Source organism: Dactylosporangium sp. NPDC000521, from assembly GCF_042898305.1.
Classification (GTDB): Bacteria; Actinomycetota; Actinomycetes; order Mycobacteriales; family Micromonosporaceae; genus Dactylosporangium.
The window spans coordinates 18,322-35,200 of the sequence record NZ_JBIAYW010000023.1 but is presented as its reverse complement, the minus strand read 5'-3'; the positions used below and the strand labels follow the sequence as shown (position 1 = coordinate 35,200).

The window sequence follows — 16,879 nt, the reverse complement described above, 5'->3', positions numbered from 1 at the left end:
TGGAGAGATCGAAATGGCCATCGCACACGCAGCTGAGGTTCGCGACCACTGGTACTGGCGTCCGGGATGGGGTGTCGGATCCCGCTTCTACACCTGGCACATCACCTTCAGCGACCAACCTTCAGCCGCTGCGCTTGCCGACCAGTACCGGGACGTGCTCTCCCCACAGCCCTCCCTCGACATCATCCCCATCGAGTGGCTGCACCTCACCATGCAAGGCATCGGATTCGTCGACCAGGTCCCGCCGGCCGACGTGGACGCGATCGTCGAGGCAGCACGCGTTCGATGTGCGAAGCTCAGCCCGCTGCAGCTCACCATCGGTACGCCGCACGTCGACTCGGAGTCCATCCAGATCGCCGTCCAGCCGGCAGAACCCGTCCGCCAGCTACGGTCAGCAATCCGCGCCTCGATTGCCGACGTCTGGGGCGACGACCGAGTACCCGAGGCCGCAGAGCCGTACAACCCGCACATGAGTCTCGCGTATGTCAATGCACCCGGGCCCGGGGCACCGCTCGTACAGATGCTCGACAACGCACCCCAGATCAAGGCCGACGCGCTCATCCGCTCATGCCAGCTCATCGTCTTGAACAGGGACGAAGGCATGTACGTCTGGGAGCCGTACGCCACGGTTGCGCTCGGGAGCTGACGCTCGCAACGAGAGTCGGCCCCTCCCTGCCTCACATCAGCGTGACAGGGAGGGGTCGACGCCTTGTCCACCTCGATGTCGATGCCGACCTCGGCGAGCTGCAGAACCGCAGCATGGCGCGGACGGATGACAGCACCACGTGCTGGGCTCGTCCAGCGCCGTCACATCAAGCCTTGTACCTGCCGAAAAATGCGTCCGTGCTGGTCAGAGGGCAGTCCACCATACGAATGCGTTCTTGATCGTCGGGTCCCCGTGTCCTGCTTGCCGTCGCCGTCGGTGACTACGCGATGATGCCGTCTCATGCTGCTGCGACTGGCGTACCTGGGCGTCACCAACGCGCTGACGCTGCTGCGCCTACTGCCAGGCAGCGACCGTGACAAGGACGCGGAGATCCTTGCCCTACGGCACCAGCTCGCCGTGCTGCACCGCCAACTCGGCGGGCAGCGGGTCCAGTTCGAGCCAGCCGACCGGGCATGGCTGGCCGCGCTGCTCAGCACACTGCCCAGACCCAGTCTGTACAGCCTGCGGCTGTTGGTACGGCCCGACACGATTCTGCGCTGACATCGTGACCTGCATGCTCGCCGCCACGCGGCGGCGTCGCGTCCCCGCCGACGAGGACGGCCGCGCACCATCGGCTCGGTGCGCGCGCTGGTGCTGCGCCTGGTCCGGGAGAACCCGCCCTGGGGGTACCGGCGGGTGCACGGGGAACTGCTCACCCTCGGAGTCAAGGTCGCCGCGTCCACAGTCTGGGAGATCCTGCGCGAGGCCGGGATCGATCCAGCCCCGGACCGGACCGCCACGACCTGGGCGCAATTCCTGCATTCCCAGGCCGAGGCGCTGCTGGCCGCGGACTTCCTCGAGACGATCACGCTGACCGGAACCAGGATGTACGTCCTCGCGGTCGTCGAGCACACCAGCCGCCGGATCCGGATCCTCGGCGCGACCGCACATCCCACCGCGGCGTGGGTGACCCAGGCCGCCCGCAACCTGGTGATGGACCCGCAGGACGCGGGATGCCAGGTGAGGTACCTGATCCGCGACCGGGACGGCAAGGACCCGGCGCTGTTCGACGCTGTCCTCGCCGAAGCAGGAATCGCGGTCCTGCTCAGCGGCGTCCGGATGCCCCGGATGAACGCGGTCACGGAACGCTGGATACGGACCTGCCGGCACGAACTGCTCGACCGGACACTGATCCTCAACCAACGACACCTGCTGCACGCACTACGCGAGTACGAGACCTTCTACAACGAACACAGACCCCACCAGGGCATCGCCAACGCCCGGCCACTGGCCCCACTACCCGAACCGATCACCGATCCAGACCGGCTCGCCCACCTGAACATCCATCGACATGACCGCCTCGGCGGCGTCCTCCGCCAGTACGATCATGCCGCCTGAACTGCCCGGATGGCATATTCGGCAGGCACAGCGTCAGCTCGCCGAGATGTCCGGGTGCGAACACCCCCGCAGCTACCGTCACCGTCCGGGTTATGGCAATCTGATCAGCCAGCGGAGCTCCAGGTTCAAGGGCGTCTTAGAGTGACCACCCTCTATGCCGGAGCTCCGCTGCCTCATGTCGCAGACACGCCCTTGACGACCCACCGAACCGCGTAGCTGAACGGCGTTGCGACTAGACGTGAGCTAGACGTTGCTGTTCGTGGCGGTGAGCGGGAGTTCTATGCGCAGGCTGGTTCCCGCCCCGCGGGGGCTGTGGAGCGAGATTCGGCCGCCGAGTGCCTCTACTCGGTCTTTGAGGCCGAGCAGGCCCGTGCCGCGGGTGAAGTCGGCGCCGCCGACGCCGTCGTCGCGGACCGCGACGTGCAGGACGGCGTCGGCGGGGTCCGTTTCGACGGTGACCGTGACGGTCGAGGCGCGCGCGTGTTTGGCCGCGTTGGTGAGTGCCTCGGCGACGACGTAGTAGGCGCTGACCTCGACATGCTCGGACACCCGCCCTTCGGCGCGCAGGTCGAGATGGACCGGGATCGGGGAACGGCGGGCGAGCGCACGCAGCGCAGGGCGGAGGCCGCCATGGGTGAGGATCGCTGGATGGATGCCGCGGGCGATCTCGCGTAGCTCATCCAGCGCGTCGGCTGCTGTGGCGACGGCGTGGTTGAGCTGGGCGTCGAGCTCGTCGAGTTCGGGTGGCAGCGCCGCCTGCACCGCGCGCAGCTGCAGCCCCAGGTAGACCAGTCGCTGCTGGGCGCCGTCGTGCAGATCGCGCTCGATGCGTCGGCGGGTTTGGTCGGCGGTGGCGACGATCCGCGCGCGGGAGGTGGTGAGTTCGGTGTACAGCCGGGTGTTGTCGAGGGAGACGGCGAGTTGGCCGGCGATGAGTTTGACCGCGTCGAGTCGTTCGGTGGTGAAGGCGCCTCGGATGAGCCGGTTTTCCAGCAGCAGTACCGCCCGTAGCCTCCCGCGGCTGAGGACGGGCACGGCCAGGAGTGAGCAGCAGGTGAGGTCGGTGAAGTAGGGGTCGCGGGCGAAACGGTCGTCGCGGGTGGCGTCGGCCACGACCAGTGGCTCACCGATGCGCTGGACGTATCGCAGCACCGACATCGGCACCGCGTGTCCCATGCCGCCGTCTGGAGTGGGCAGCAGCCAGTCGTGCCGCTCGTCGCTCCACAGCGGCAGGTGCACGTCGGTGGCGCCGGTCATGGCGCTGAGCACCTGAACCACGCGGGCGTGCAGCCGTTCGATGCTGGTCTCGGAACTCAGGGTCTGCGAGGCGGACAAGATGCCGAGCAGGTCGAGCGCTCCGGTGGTGACGGCGGCCCGTTGGTGCGGGACATCCCCGTCCCGGTTACCGCTCTGGTCAGCGCGCTGCGGCCCGTTGGTGCCGGGTTGTGGACGCAAGGTCGGGTAGGCCCAGTCGAGTTGGTCGACTTTCGCGGTGGCGCCCCATGCGAGGTACTCCTGGCGCGCTTCGATGAGCAGGTCGTAGCCAGCGTGTTCGAGGCCGTGGGCGAGGTGGAACCGGGCCGCGCGTTCGGTGATCAGGGCCCGGTGCCATGGCCGCTGACGTTGGGTGGCCTCGCGCAGGGCGGCGTCGAAGGCGAGGGCGGCGGCGCGGAAGTCGCCGACGGCCCAGGCCCGTTCGGCCTCCAGCAGCCGCAGCAAATGCTGGAAGTTCTCCGGTGCGTCCGCGGCGCGGGCGGCCAGCCAGCGTGTCACCTCGTCCAGTTCGCACAGCGCAGCGCCGCGCTCGTCAGCGTGGCTGTCCCGGGCCTGCCCGGCAAGGGCCAGCCCGCGCAGCAGGTGGGCCAGGGCGGTCGGGTAGAGGCCCGGGGCGGTCGGCAGCAGCGGCATCGCCGCCGCGGTGTGCCGCGCCAGGGCGACCGGATCGTCGAAGATGGCGGCGGCGACCGCATGGTTGACATGCGCGTGGAACAGCGCGAACGCATCGTCGACGTGCCTGTCGGGCGCCGCCTCACCGGCTGCGGCTGCGGTTTCGCCGCGCAGCACATCGGCCAGCCACCGGTAGCAGTCGAGCCACTGGGCGGTTTGCTCGTCGCCGGTACGCCGCACGAAGGCCAGCCCCGCCTTCACCTCGGCGACGCAGACTTCCAGCGATGGCGCGCCGTCCAGCAGACCCATCACGGTCGGGTAATAGGTGTAGCCGGCGCGGGTCAACTCGCCCGCCGCGATCAGCCCCTCCCGGGCCTGCCGAGCTGCTTGGACACTGTTTTCGATCGGCTCGAACCAGCAGCAGACAAGAGCGAACAGGAAGCGCGCCTGGGAGGTGTCGGGCTCGCAGCCGCGTGCCTCGCCCAGCGCCAGGATCCGGCGCAGCGCCCGGTGCCCGGCAGCAGCGTAGTCACCGCGCAGCACCACAATGTAGAAGGCGGCATGGCTGGCGGGGCCGACCAGGGTAGGACCCAGCCCGTGCTCGAGCCAGATCCGCAGCGCTTCCAGGCTCAGCCAGCTGAACGTGGCGTAGTCAGCGGCGAAGTAGGCCGCCGGCAGGACCGCAGTGATCTGACGGGCCGTGGCGAGCAGCGTCGGGTCGGTGATCTCCGGATGTGCCAGATCATCCGCGGCCTCGGTGTGGTCCAGCCACTCGGTCAGAAGACGGTACAGAAGATCGAACTGGTGGTCGACTTCGGCGGGGAGCCGGTCCGCCGCCGGTACGGTGATGCCAAGCCCGCGCAGCGACTCGACACCCAACCCGATCGCCTCCGCAAGACGATTCCGGTGGGCCAGGCTGAACACCTGCACGCACGTCGCGGCCGCCCGGTCCACGGCATTGGTACACAGCCCCTCGATCGTGTGGTACTCCTCGTCCGCCTCGTCCAGGCGCCCAAGGCCGTACAACGCGGCGTGGCGGCCGACGTGCACCTCGACAAGTGTGGCGGTCTCACCCGGGTCGATCAGCCGCAGCGCGGCCGCCAGCAACGCGTCAACCAGCGCGTAGTCCCCGATCAACGCCGCCTGGCCGACGGCGCGCCGCAACAGCCCCACCACCCGACGCCGCTCCGCGGGTTCGTCGACCGCGTCGACCACCGCCAGGTACTGCTCCGCCGCGGCCGCGAACAACTCCGGCACCCCGGCCAGCCGCCGCGCCATCGCCAGCTGCAGGGTGCACCGCCGCTGGGGACCCACACCACGCAGAATCACCTCGCGCATCCGATCGTGGCGAAACCGTACCGCCTGGTGTATCCCGGACTCTGCCACCAGCAGGCCCTCGTCCAGGGCAGGCGCCAGCCGCCGTTCCACCACGCCCGCCCGCGCGCCGATGGCGGTCTGCAGCACGCTCAACTCGGCTTGCCCGCCAAGACACGCCATCGCCTCCACCACCCGCCGCGACCGCGTCGGCAAGGCATCGACCCGCGCCCCAAGCAACCCGGCCACGTCGGACCGGCCAAGGTGAGCACGCACCTCCGCCGCGTCCCACCGCCACCCGGCCGCCGCCGTCAACACACCGTCGCGGCGCAGCGCGTTGAGCAGTTCCACTGTCTCGTACGGGTTGCCGGACGTGTGCGGGTTGATCACCTCGCCCAGGCCCGCCGCCTCGGCCTCGTCCACGTGCAGCATCTCCGCAACCATGGTGACGAGACCCGGGACGGGCAGGTTGGCCAGCCGCACGTGTCGCACGGGCTGGTCACGCCACCGGGACAGCGGCGCCGCCAACGGATGCGCCGCGCTCACGTCCTCGCGGTACGCACCCACCAGCAACAGGCCGCGAATTGGCTCCTTGCTCAGCACCAAGTCGACGAAACCCAGCGGCGTCCGGCCCGCCCACTGCAGGTCATCGATGAACACCACCAGAGGCCGCTCCGGCGAAGCGACCGCCCGTAGCACCTCCACCAGCACGCGTTGCGCCCGCGCCTGCGCGGTCAACGGATCCCCGGGATCGGGCGGCACCCCCAGCAACGCCGCGAACTCCGGCACCACTGCCGTCAGCAGACCCGCGTTCGGCCCAACCCCCTCCAAGATCCGCCCACGGACCTGGGCCAGCTCATCCTCCGGCTCGGCCAGCAACAACCGCCCCAACCCGCGAAACGCCAGATACACCGCGTTGAACTCCAGATCCCGCCGGTACTGGTCGAACTTGCCGGCGACGAACCAGCCATCCCTGCCCGTCACCACCGGCCGCAGCTCATCCACCAACGCCGTCTTACCGACCCCCGGCGCCCCGCTGACCAGCACCCCACGGCACCGGCCCGCCAGCGCATCTGCAAACGCCGCCTCCAGCGCCGCCACTTCCGCATCGCGTCCCACCAGCCGCGACGGCGGCAGCAGCCGCAGCGGCACATCGCGCTCGCCGACCCGCAGCCCAACCGCCGCACGTGTTTGCGGGTCCCGCAACCGCTCCAGGTCGTAGACCACGCCTTCGGCCGTCTGATACCGGTTGTCCGGTTCCTTCTCCAGCAGATGCATGATGATCTCGGACAGCGGCGCGGGCACGGCCGGGTTCACCTGCGCCGGCGGCACCGGCACCCGAGCCAAATGGTCATGCGTGAGCCGCAACGGATCGCCGGAGCCGAACGGCGGCGCACCCGTGGCCAGCTCGTACAGCGTCGCACCCAATGCGTACAGGTCGGCCCGCTGATCCACCGACCGGCCGGTCCGTCCGGTCTGCTCCGGCGCCAAATACGCCAACGTCCCCACGATTTCGGCGTGATGCGTGAACTCGGGACGAAGCTCGGCCAGCGGCGTCGCCAACGCGAAATCCACCAGACCCGGCGCGCCGTCACGGGAGATCACCACGTTCGCCGGCGTGATGTCCCGGTGCAGCACACCCCGCCGGTGCATCCCCGCCACCGCCCGGGCCAGCCCCACCGCCAGCCCGACCAGGTCGCCGACGGCCAGCGGCTTCGGCAACCCGGCCAGGCTCGCCTCACCGGCGTCCGCCAGCACGATCGACCCCTGGCGCCGCGGCGCCTCCACCAACTGCGCGACCCCTTCGACGCCGCGCAGCCTCTCGAGCATCGCCAACTCGTGTCGCACCCGCCGCTGGGCATCAGGTCCCAGCGGCTCCTTGCGGACGGCCGTGTGCCCATCGACACACAGCCGAGTGACGCGTGTGTGTTCACTCTCGTGTACCACGTCGCCCCGAACGAGCGAATTTCGCCGAGCCATTCTCCCAGCCGCCCCATTCGACAGCCCCGCACACCTGGTCGGAACAACCTTATGCCCTGCTTTTACCCCTATTTGAGGGTAACGGCGAGGGGCGCCGCTTACCGCGGCCGACACCGGCTCAGGCCGGCGACGGTCTACGAGTCCCACGCTCCAGCCCTGGCAGCAGGTTCGCCAGGATGTGGGCGCCAATGACACCGACCAGGTCGATGGTGGTGTCGGCGATGACGCCGGCGGCGTGGACGACCTGGTCGCGGGCGGTGTTCAGGGCGGTGGTGAAGCTGGCTCGGTCGGGGTCGAGACCGGGCTGGCTGTCGGTGGCGTCGAGCATCGCGGTGCGGATGAGCTGGTAGGTGATGAGCAGGGCGTAGATCTCCTGCTGGATGCCGTCTGGGGTCCGGGCGCGTAGGACACGTCCGCCGAGGGTCGAGTTCACCGGTGCTGACCGGGCCGGACACGGCGTCCAGGACGGAGCGGGTGCCGCACGCCAGCAACCCGCTCAGCCGCAGTTGTGGGTAGCCGGAACCGCCGTGGTTGCCGCGCTGCTTGGCGTAGCGGCGGGTGTTGGCCGGCGAGTCCGCAACCGTGAGGACCGTTCCGTCGAACACGGTGAGCAGCAGACCGCGCCACCGCACCTGGGTGGCGGTGGTGACGGGCGGGCCGCGCAGCAGATCGAACAGCGCCCGCATCGGTCGCGGACCGAGACGGGCCCGGGCCTGCCGCAACGCGCTGCCGCTGGGCGAGGCAACCGGCAGGCCCTGCAGGCTGCTGGTCAGTTTGGCCCACACCTGCCGGTATCCCAACTCGGCGAACAGGCACCCCGCCAGCAGCAGGTAGACGACGACCCGGGCCGGCAGCAGCCGCACCCGTATCTCGGCACGCCTGGTCATGTCCAGGACGTCATCGACCATCTCGAACGGCACCAGACGTGTCAGCTCGCCGAGATGTTCAGGCGCGAACACCCCCGCAGCTACCGTCACCGTTCGGATTATGGCAATCTGATCAGCCAGCGGAGCTCCAGGTTCAACGGCGTCTTAGAGTGACCACCCTCTATACCTGAGCTCCGCTGCCTCATGTCGCAGACACGCCCTTGACGACCCTGCGCCTGCCGAGAATGTCATCCGGGCAGTTCAGGCGGCATGTTCGTATTCGTGGAGGATGCCGCCGAGGTGATCGCGTCTTTGTATGTTAAGACGGGCGATCTGTTCCGGGTCGGCGATCGGTGCGGGCAAGGGGTGCAGCGGGCGGGCGTTCACGATGCCCTGGTGGGGTCTGTGTTCGTTGCAGAAGCGCTCGTACTCGTGCAGGGCGTGCAGCAGGTGCCGCTGATTCCAGATCAGCGTCCGGTCCAGCAACTCACGACGGCAGGTCTGCACCCACCGTTCCATGATCGCATTCATGCGCGGCATCCGGATCCGGCTGAGCACGACCTCGACACCCGCATCCTTGAGAATGGCGTCGAACAACGCAGGAAACTTGCCGTCCCGGTCTCGGATCATGAACTTGGCCCGGCAACCGACGTCTTCGAGGTCTATGACGAGGTTCTTCGCCGCTTGCGTCACCCACGTGGCGGTCGGGTGCGCGGTCGTGCCCAGGGCCCAGACCCGGCGGTTGGCGTGCTCGATCACCGCGAGCACGTACAACCGCGCCCCGGTCAGGGTGACGGTCTCGAAGAAATCGCACGCCAGCAGGGCATCGGCCTGCGAGCGCAGGAAGTCGGCCCACGTGCTGCGGGCGCGCTCGGGCGCCGGATCGATCCCGGCCTCACGCAAGATCTCCCACACGGTGGACGCGGCCACCTTGATGCCCAGCACGAGCAGTTCGCCGTGCAGGCGACGATATCCCCAGCCGGGATTCTCCCGCGCCAGGCGCAGCACCAGGGCGCGAATCGAGTGCACGGTCCGCGGCCGGCTCGGCCGCTTGGGCCGAGACCGGGCCGCGTGGCGGCGTGCGAGCAGGTCCCGGTGCCACCGCAGAACGGTGTCGGGGCGCACCAGCAGCCGCAACCGACGCAGCACGTTGAGCGGGAGCCGATGCAGCAGCGCCGCCAGAAAACGCTCGATCGCTCGGGTCGAACCGGGGCCTGTCGTTGCCGAGTTGCCGCTCCAACACGGTGATCTGATGGCGCAATGCCAGGATTTCCACGTCCTTGTCCCGGTCGCTCATCGGCAGCAGGCGCAGTAGGGCGAATGCGTTCGTCACGGCCAGGTAGGCCAGTCGCAGCAGCACGATCGATCATCATGTCGCGGCGATTGCCTGCCGCACCAGAGGCCGACTCAGCGAACCGCTGTCAACATCCAGGTCCTCCCATGCGCCAGCTCCTACCAGGGCGGATGGGGTTTTCGGCGAGGGCAGGGTTGGTGTCGCCAGAGGCGAGGCCGATCGGGTCTTTGCTGACGAATCGGCTGCTGTCGGTGGAGTAGTACCGCAACCGGGCGTAGTAGAGGCCGTTTCCATCGTCCTCACGGCCGGTGAAGCGGGTCGGGTTGCCCAGGTCGTCACCCGAGACAGTGGTCGCGCCGAAGGGCTGATAGCTGTACTCGGCGCCGACACTCGTGCCGTCCGCCAGCCCGACCGTGTTGCCCAACCCGTCGGTCAGCAACGACCGGCTGCCCGCGCTGGTGGTGCGGCTGAACGGTCGAACGCGGACGGGTCATGACCGCCGTGGCGGTCATGACCCGGAATCGTTGCGAGGCGGTGGACCGGCCGGGGCTCAGGCGCCTGCGGCCGGTTGCAGGGACAGCAGGGTGCGGCGCGGCCGGTCCGGCAGGTCCGGCAGGACGAAGTAGGCGTCCAGCGGCACGCCCTCCTCGACGAGCGGCGCCACCAGTTCGGCCAGGACCCGCTTCCAGCCGGCGTCATCGAACAAGGCGAAGTCGACGTTGCCGCCCTTGTCGCCAAGGCCACCACCGGTCGTGCGGCCCCGGTCGCCCAGCGTCTCCTCGATCACGTCCTCGAGCGCGTCCAGCGCGACGCCGGCGTCGGATGGGAAGTACAGAAGACGTCCACGAGCTACCCTAGCTTCTCATCGATGATCTGGTAGGTACCCGACGGCATCGTCTGGGTCGCGACCCGTCCGTTGGTGTCGTAGTCGTTGGTCAGGTAGACGGTGTTCCGCGGATCCTTGATGGTCTTGAGCCGACCGGCCGTGTCGTAGGTGTACGTGGTGACACCGAGGTTGGCGTCGGTGACGGTCGACAGGCGCCCGGTGGTGTCATAGGTGTAGGCCACCGCACGGCCGAGGACGTCCTCGGCGCGGGTGATCCGGTTGCCCGCGTCGTAGCTGAACCTGATCCACTTGCCGTCAGGCTGCCGTCCACGTTCTTTGGCAAGCGACTCGCGGCGGGGGATGAGGATGTCGGTGCGCGAAACGGCCTGGACGGCGCTACGCGAGTTCGTAGGTGAAGCGGTCGATCCGACCCGAGGCGGCGTCGCGGTCGGCCGACGCGCGAAGGACGTCTTCGATTCGATTGAACGCGGTCCTTCCCATGGCCGAGCGACTCGCTCGTGCCGCGGTCCAGATGAAGTGAACGGGACGCGGAACATCGGTGGTCAGTCGGTCCCACAACGCGTTCAAGTTGTGCCCGTAGTGGGGGCCGAAGTCCAGAAGTGCTGCCACGTGCCGGTGGAAGTCGGCTTCGGAGCGGATCTGGTTGCCGTCAAGCTGCACGCGCACCACTGGGACGATAGCGACCGTCGTCGCACCACGCCCACCCACCGAGACGGGCGCCGGGACGACCTGGCCGGCATTACACGTCGACAGCCGTCTGCTGGCCGGCGCGCGCGGACGGCGGCATGAGCGGATGTCGCGAGCCCGGTCTCTATAACGCCTCGACGACCGTTCTCCAGTCGAGTGACGGGTTGGCGGCGGCATCTGCGGCAAGTTCCGCGTCGTTGAGCAGGGCGGTGATCCGGTCGGAGGGTAGGCGTGGACAGCGGGCCATCGCCTTGCGGACGCTCTGGTGCGGGTCGGTGGTCAGGTGTGCGATCACCGCCGGATCAGCGTCGGGGTCGCGGGCAACCAGAAGCCGCACAACCGGATCAGCGTGATCGGCGAGGCGGGACAGGCCGGACTCCGGGAATTGCGGTAGGGAGAGCAACTTGGTCCGGTCCCGATTCTCGAGGAAGCAGCTCAGCAACAGTTCACCGGGAGCGCCAGGGTGATACAGGGCCAGATTCGCCCGTACCGCCGCATCGGGGTCGGCGGCGAGCAGGGCGACCGTGTCGGAAGGCAGCTCCGGGCGTTGTGCCGCACGGCGGCGCAGCCGCGGATTCTCCGAACGCGCCCACCGCACAGCCTCTTGCGGGTCCAGGTCGGCCTCTCCGGCGAGGATCGCCCGTTCCCCTTCGGAGACGTACGCGTGTGTAGCGATCGCCGTGCGGACAGCGTCGTCGGGGTCGGCGGCGAGGGCGTCGATCTGCTCCCCGGTCAGTCCGGTGCGGGTGGCGACCACGGCACGGACGGCCGGGTCCGGATCGGCGGCGAGGGCCGCGACCCGCTCTGCGATGAGGTCCGCGCGGCCGGCGACCCTGGCCCGGACCCCGGCTTCCGGGTGGTGCGAGAGCATCTCGACGATGTCGGGCGGCAGCGTCGGGTTGTTGATGATGTACTGGATGGCCTCGACGTCATCGGAGGCGGCCACCTGTTCGGCGAGGGCCTGGGACAGCGGTCGCTGCAGCACCCACCAGAACGCGTGGCAGTGCTGTCCGGGCAGGTCCGCCGGTTCCATGAGCCGATCCTGCTCGGCGATCGACGCGGCCGCGGCCGCGGCCACCTGCGGGTCCGGATCGGTCAACAGGAACCGCAGGTCGTCCCGCCAGGCGTGGGACGCCGCGAATCGGCGCACCCGCGGGTCAGGGTGCCGGACAGCGACGAGCACTCGGGACCAGTCCGCGAAGAACAGCTCCTCGAAGAGTTCGTAGTTTGCGAATGGCACGTCATCCGGCGGGTCGAGCAGATCCGTCATCAGCCGGATCAGCGCCTCGTCGGGCAGCGGCGGCTGCTGCTTGCGCCTGGCGAAAACCCACGCCACGAAGGTGCTGGCCCGTCAAGACCCACATCGCGTCGATCTGCCGCAAGCTCGCGGTACACGCCCGGCGCGACGCGTGGCACGTCGCGCTCGCCCTCGGCATCATCCCCACGGACGACCTTCCACCGGCCCGGTTGCGAGAGCTCCGCTCGTAACCCCCGCCCGCCGGCGGCCGCGGTTGCCGGACGCAGCGGTGCGGCCGGTCGCGCCGCGTAGCGGGGGCAAACGCCCATACACACGAGCGGCGCTGTCGTCAAGGCGCAGCCGGGAGTAGCGTTCTCGGTGCGGTGCCTCACCGGGCGTCCGGCTGCCCGGCCCCTGCAACGCCTGTCTCGGAAGCCTGCAATGCCTGTCTCGGAAGGATGCGGCGATGATCGAGCACCGAGACCGACCCGACGAGCAGGGCCCGGCACCGACAGGCAACCGCATGCCGCCCATGGTCCCGGTCGCCAACACGGTCAACGTCGGCGCGCGAGACGCTCTTCGTGTTCCGCGGCGGCGGCCCCGAGGCCGACAGGGTGGCTGACGTTCTGCAGCAGGTTTGCGCCGACGCCATGCGAGCGCTGTCCGCCTCCGGGGTGGGCATGAGCGTGATGGCCGGCAATGGTGTGCGCGGGATGGGCGCATCCTCGGACCCGGCCACGGCGGGGATCGAGGAACTGCAGTTCACCTTCGGGGAGGGCCCGTGCATCGAGGCGTACACGACGGGCCGGCCGGTCCTCGTCTCGGATCTGGCCGACGGGGCGACCAGCCGATGGCCTGTGTACGCCCCGGCGGTCCAGGATGTGGGGGTGCGGGCGGTGTTCGCATTCCCGTTGCAGATCGGTGCGGCCCGCCTCGGGGTACTGGATGTGTTCCGTGCCCGTCCCGGGCCGCTGTCCAGGGACGAGCTGGGCCAGGCGTTCACCTTCGCCGACCTGATGGTAATGACGCTGCTGGACGACCAGGCGCGCACCGCCGACATCGACCGGGCGGCATGGGGCGCCGACTGGGGCGAGGCGTTCGAGAGCCGGGCCGAGCTGTTCCAGGCCCAGGGCATGGTCATGGTCCAGCTGGGAATCCCGCTTGCGGATGCCCTGATTCGGATCCGGGCCTATGCCTACGCCAGGAACCGTTCGCTGAGTGACGTGGCCGCGGACATCGTCGCCCGTCGCCTCCGGCTCGACACCGACCGCACATGACCGCTGATGGAAGGGCCGGGACACTGTCATGACCACCGTATCCGAGCAACGCCTGGCGAGGATCTTTGTCGAGGTCGCCGACACTCTGGTCGATGAGTTCGACGTGATCGAGTTCCTGCAGATGCTCGCTGACCGCACGGCCGGCCTCGTCGAGGCCGCCACGGTGGGCCTACTCCTGGCCGACGAACAGGACCGGCTGCGGTTCATGGCCGCCTCGGACGAGACGACCAAGCTGCTGGAACTGTTCCAGCTGCAGTGGCATGACGGCCCGTGCCTGGACGCATTCCGTTCCGGCGAGCCCGTCATCAACGCCGACCTGAGCGCGGCGAGCGCCCGCTGGCCGCGGTTCGCGCCCTACGCCGCCACCGCCGGATTCCGCTCGGTACACGCGTTCCCGCTGCGGCTGCGCAGCGACGTGATCGGCGCCATGGGCGTCTTCGGCATCCGCGACACGGCCCTCGACGAGGCCGATGTGCAGATCGTCCAGGCACTGGCCGACGTCGCCGCGATCGGCATGCTCCAGGAACGAACCATCCACCGCGGCGAGGTCCTCACCGAACAGCTCCAGGGCGCCCTGAACACCCGCATCGTCATCGAGCAGGCCAAGGGGGCCGTCGCACAGGCACACCATGTCTCGATCGACGCCGCGTTCGACCTGCTCCGAGCCTACGCCCGACGCAACAACAGCCGCCTCAGCGATGTCGCTAGCCTCGTGATCACCGACCTGAGCGCCCTGCACAACCTCACCGCCGACTGACCGGACGCACGGCCGGACTCACGCAAGCCGGACGGTGCTTCGTGGTGGCCGCTCCGGCTGCCGAGGTTACAGTAGCGCCGGTACAGAGGGGTAGAAGCGACGCGTGCACCGGTCGTCGTTCTACGCCTCTGCCAGTCGCCGCAGCGACCACAGCCTCCGGTCGACGGTACGTCGGGGCGTGCTGGACGCGGCGTCCTGGCTGAGCACGCCGCTGCTGCCCGATGACTATCTCGGGCTGGTCAATCCGCTGTGGTCGCTGCGGCGACTGCGTGGCCGGGTCGAGCAGGTGCGGCCGGAGACCACCTCCGCGGCGTGCCTGGTGATCCGCCCGGGGATCGGCTGGACAGGTCACCGCGCCGGTCAGTACGTGCGGGTCGGGGTCGACATCGACGGTGTCCGGCACTGGCGGCCCTTCTCGCTGTCCTCGCCACCGCACGGCCCCGACGGACGCCTCACGATCACCGTCGAGGCCGCCCCGGACGGGCTGGTGGCGCCATACGTGGTGCGCCGCGTGACGCCCGGCACGATCGTGCACCTCACCCCGGCCGAGGGTGACTTCGTGCTACCCGACCCGGCGCCCCAACGGCTGTTGTTCCTGACCGCGGGTAGCGGGGTCACGCCGGTGGCGGCGATGCTGCACAGCCTGGCCGCCCAGGATCGTATGCCGGACGTAGTACTGGTGCTGTCCGCGCCAACGTCCGAGGAGGTCATCCTCGGCCCGGACCTGCGGGCCCTCGCCGCAGGTTGGAAGAGCTTGCGGTTGTACGAGCGGCACACCCGCACCGGCGGCCGATCACGATGGCGCAGGTTCGTGACATCTGCCCCGACTGGCGTGAACGCCACACGTGGGCGTGCGGCCCGGCCGGGATGCTCGACGACGCGCAACGGCACTGGCGGCGGGCGGGAGCCGGCGACCGCCTGCGGATCGAGCGCTTCCGGACCGCCCGGATGCCCCGGGGGTGCCGGCGGCCGGGTCAGCTTCGTCACGAGCGGACGTCTGGCCGACGCCGACGGCGGCACACCACTGCTGGCGGTCGGCGAGCACGCCGGTGTGCTCATACCCAGCGGGTGTCGCATGGGCATCTGCCACAGCTGCGTGGTGCGGCTGCGGGCCGGCCGGGTCCGCGACCTGCGCACCGGACGCGAGCACGGCGACGAGGGTGAACTCATCCAGACCTGCGTCAGCGCGGCGGCCGGTCCCGTCGAGATCGATGTGTAGGAGATCCACCTGTGCCTGTGCCCGAACATCTCACCGAGGTCGACATCAAGGAGATCGGCCGCGAACTCGACCGGATCCGTGACGAGGTGGCCGCCAGCCTGGGCGACCACGACGCCCGCTACATCCGCCGGGTCATCGCCGTCCAGCGGGTCCTGGAGGCGGGCGGCCGCACCCTGCTGGCGATCTCGATCCTGCCGCCGGCCTGGCTGGCCGGCACCGCGGCACTGGCCGTCGCCAAGATCTTGGAGAACATGGAGATCGGCCACAACGTCCTGCACGGTCAGTGGGACTGGATGCGCGACCCAGACATCCACTCCACCACCTGGGAATGGGACCACGCCGCGCCGGCCGACATGTGGAAACACTCGCACATCGTTGTGCACCACACCTACACCAACGTGCTGGGCAAGGACCGCGACATCGGATACAGCGCGATGCGGGTCAGCCCCGAGCAGCCCTGGCACCTCATCTACCTCGCCCAGCCGCTCTACAACGCCGCACTGGCCGTCGTCTTCGAGTGGGGCATCGCCATCTACGACGTCGAGCTGGAGCGTGCCTGGCGCGGCGAGAAACGCTGGGGTGAGGCACTGACCCAGCTGCGCGGGGTGCTGCGCAAGGCCCGCCGCCAGGTCATCAAGGACTACGTGGCGTTCCCGCTGCTGACCGGACCGTCGTTCGTGCCGGCCCTGCTCGGCAACCTCCTCGCGAACGTGGCCCGCAACGTGTGGTCACACACCATCATCTTCTGCGGCCACGTCCCCGAGGGCTCCGAGGTGTTCACCGAGGACCAGCTCGACGGCGAGACCCGCGGCGAATGGTACGTGCGGCAACTGCTGGGCTCGTCCGACATCGACGGCGGCCCGCTGTTCCACCTCCTGTCCGGCAACCTCAGCCATCAGATCGAGCACCACCTCTTCCCCGACCTGCCCAGCAATCGCTACGCGGAGATCGCCCCGATGGTCCGCGACCTCTGCGAACGGTTCGGGCTGCGGTACAACACCGGCTCCCTCGCCCACCAGACCGCCAGCGTCTGGAAAACCATCGTCCGCCTCGCCCTGCCCGGCCGAGGCCCAGCCGGCCAGTGAGGGCTTTATGGGATGCCAGCACCATCGGGGCCCCGGAACGTAGCGCTCCTGACAACGCCGGCCTCGGGCGGTTCGATAGAAGCATGCAATCACCATGACACCGGCGATCACGTCGACGCCGTCAACGGACGACGCCCGGCAGCGACTTCGCCGTGCTGGCCCGCAGGATCGGCGCCGAGGGGCTGCGGCAGCGCCGGCCCGCCTACTACCTCGCCCGGCTGAGCCTCGTCACGCTCATGTTCCTCGGCGGCTGGAAGGCGTTCTTCCTCATCCGGATCGTCCTGGTGGCAGCTGGTGACGGCCGCCTTCCTCGCCGTCACGTTCGGCCAGGCCGCGCTCGTGATCCATGCAGTCCTCAAAGCGGGGCCGGACTTCACCGGCCGCG

The 16,879-nt window shown here is 69.3% G+C and carries 14 protein-coding genes and 2 pseudogenes; 7 read left to right on the top strand and 9 right to left on the bottom strand.

Translation table 11 applies throughout. The annotated features are described in order from the left end of the window. The first annotated feature begins 13 nt into the window (after positions 1–13). The 3 genes from ACFY3L_RS44645 to ACFY3L_RS44635 all read left to right on the top strand — a co-directional run bounded on the left by ACFY3L_RS44645 (position 14) and on the right by ACFY3L_RS44635 (position 2,044). Positions 14–646 (top strand): 2'-5' RNA ligase family protein, encoded by a 633-nt coding sequence (locus ACFY3L_RS44645; RefSeq protein ID WP_389339214.1) that lies wholly within the window; start codon positions 14–16, stop codon positions 644–646. A 300-nt stretch (positions 647–946) separates the two neighbouring features. Then, positions 947–1,207, top strand: a complete 261-nt coding sequence (locus ACFY3L_RS44640) for a hypothetical protein (RefSeq protein WP_389339212.1) — start codon at positions 947–949, stop codon at positions 1,205–1,207. A 78-nt stretch (positions 1,208–1,285) separates the two neighbouring features. Continuing rightward, positions 1,286–2,044 (top strand): integrase core domain-containing protein, encoded by a 759-nt coding sequence (locus tag ACFY3L_RS44635; RefSeq protein WP_389339210.1) that lies wholly within the window; start codon positions 1,286–1,288, stop codon positions 2,042–2,044. 243 nt (positions 2,045–2,287) lie between these two features. On the opposite strand, the gene ACFY3L_RS44630 is transcribed toward ACFY3L_RS44635, so the two are convergent. The 9 genes and pseudogenes from ACFY3L_RS44630 to ACFY3L_RS44590 all read right to left on the bottom strand — a co-directional run bounded on the left by ACFY3L_RS44630 (position 2,288) and on the right by ACFY3L_RS44590 (position 12,255). Next, on the bottom strand, positions 2,288–7,225 hold the full coding sequence (locus tag ACFY3L_RS44630; protein WP_389339208.1) for an AAA family ATPase: 4,938 nt from the start codon (positions 7,223–7,225) through the stop codon (positions 2,288–2,290). A gap of 118 nt (positions 7,226–7,343) precedes the next feature. Beyond that, positions 7,344–7,658 (bottom strand): hypothetical protein, encoded by a 315-nt coding sequence (locus tag ACFY3L_RS44625; RefSeq protein WP_389339431.1) that lies wholly within the window; start codon positions 7,656–7,658, stop codon positions 7,344–7,346. A gap of 295 nt (positions 7,659–7,953) precedes the next feature. Continuing rightward, positions 7,954–8,133: pseudogene (locus ACFY3L_RS44620) on the bottom strand (transposase domain-containing protein); the annotation flags it as partial. Between the two features lie 219 nt (positions 8,134–8,352). Then, positions 8,353–9,228 carry an integrase core domain-containing protein gene (locus tag ACFY3L_RS44615; RefSeq protein WP_389339206.1) on the bottom strand — a complete coding sequence of 292 codons (876 nt, stop codon included), beginning with the start codon at positions 9,226–9,228 and terminating at the stop codon, positions 8,353–8,355. Positions 9,229–9,512: 284 nt separating this feature from the next. Further along, a complete protein-coding gene (locus ACFY3L_RS44610; RefSeq protein WP_389339204.1) occupies positions 9,513–9,824 on the bottom strand; it encodes an RHS repeat-associated core domain-containing protein in 312 nt (103 codons plus the stop codon). Positions 9,825–9,935: 111 nt separating this feature from the next. After that, the gene (locus tag ACFY3L_RS44605; RefSeq protein WP_389339202.1) at positions 9,936–10,172 is read right to left on the bottom strand and encodes a hypothetical protein; all 237 of its coding nucleotides are present in this window, start codon (positions 10,170–10,172) and stop codon (positions 9,936–9,938) included. Between the two features lie 62 nt (positions 10,173–10,234). Continuing rightward, complete coding sequence (locus ACFY3L_RS44600; RefSeq protein ID WP_389339418.1) at positions 10,235–10,516, bottom strand: RHS repeat domain-containing protein; 282 nt, start codon at positions 10,514–10,516, stop codon at positions 10,235–10,237. A gap of 91 nt (positions 10,517–10,607) precedes the next feature. After that, positions 10,608–10,898 (bottom strand): barstar family protein, encoded by a 291-nt coding sequence (locus tag ACFY3L_RS44595; RefSeq protein WP_389339200.1) that lies wholly within the window; start codon positions 10,896–10,898, stop codon positions 10,608–10,610. Positions 10,899–11,043: 145 nt separating this feature from the next. Continuing rightward, on the bottom strand, positions 11,044–12,255 hold the full coding sequence (locus tag ACFY3L_RS44590; protein ID WP_389339198.1) for a hypothetical protein: 1,212 nt from the start codon (positions 12,253–12,255) through the stop codon (positions 11,044–11,046). 515 nt (positions 12,256–12,770) lie between these two features. On the opposite strand from ACFY3L_RS44590, the gene ACFY3L_RS44585 reads away from it, so the two are divergent. The 4 genes and pseudogenes from ACFY3L_RS44585 to ACFY3L_RS44570 all read left to right on the top strand — a co-directional run bounded on the left by ACFY3L_RS44585 (position 12,771) and on the right by ACFY3L_RS44570 (position 16,494). Beyond that, positions 12,771–13,433: a GAF and ANTAR domain-containing protein gene (locus ACFY3L_RS44585; protein ID WP_389339196.1), complete on the top strand. Its 663-nt coding sequence runs from the start codon at positions 12,771–12,773 to the stop codon at positions 13,431–13,433. Positions 13,434–13,461: 28 nt separating this feature from the next. Next, positions 13,462–14,190: a GAF and ANTAR domain-containing protein gene (locus tag ACFY3L_RS44580; protein ID WP_389339194.1), complete on the top strand. Its 729-nt coding sequence runs from the start codon at positions 13,462–13,464 to the stop codon at positions 14,188–14,190. Positions 14,191–14,293: 103 nt separating this feature from the next. Then, positions 14,294–15,409, top strand: a pseudogene (locus ACFY3L_RS44575) (ferredoxin reductase). Between the two features lie 11 nt (positions 15,410–15,420). Next, a complete protein-coding gene (locus ACFY3L_RS44570; RefSeq protein ID WP_389339192.1) occupies positions 15,421–16,494 on the top strand; it encodes a fatty acid desaturase family protein in 1,074 nt (357 codons plus the stop codon). Positions 16,495–16,879: the final 385 nt, after the last annotated feature.

Excerpts from the sequence above, each read along its gene's own strand:
- ACFY3L_RS44580 (WP_389339194.1), top strand. The coding sequence starts at position 13,462 with ATGACCACCGTATCCGAGCAACGCCTGGCGAGGATCTTTGTCGAGGTC.
- ACFY3L_RS44645 (WP_389339214.1), top strand. The coding sequence starts at position 14 with ATGGCCATCGCACACGCAGCTGAGGTTCGCGACCACTGGTACTGGCGT.
- ACFY3L_RS44630 (WP_389339208.1), bottom strand. The coding sequence starts at position 7,225 with ATGGCTCGGCGAAATTCGCTCGTTCGGGGCGACGTGGTACACGAGAGT.
- ACFY3L_RS44640 (WP_389339212.1), top strand. The coding sequence starts at position 947 with ATGCTGCTGCGACTGGCGTACCTGGGCGTCACCAACGCGCTGACGCTG.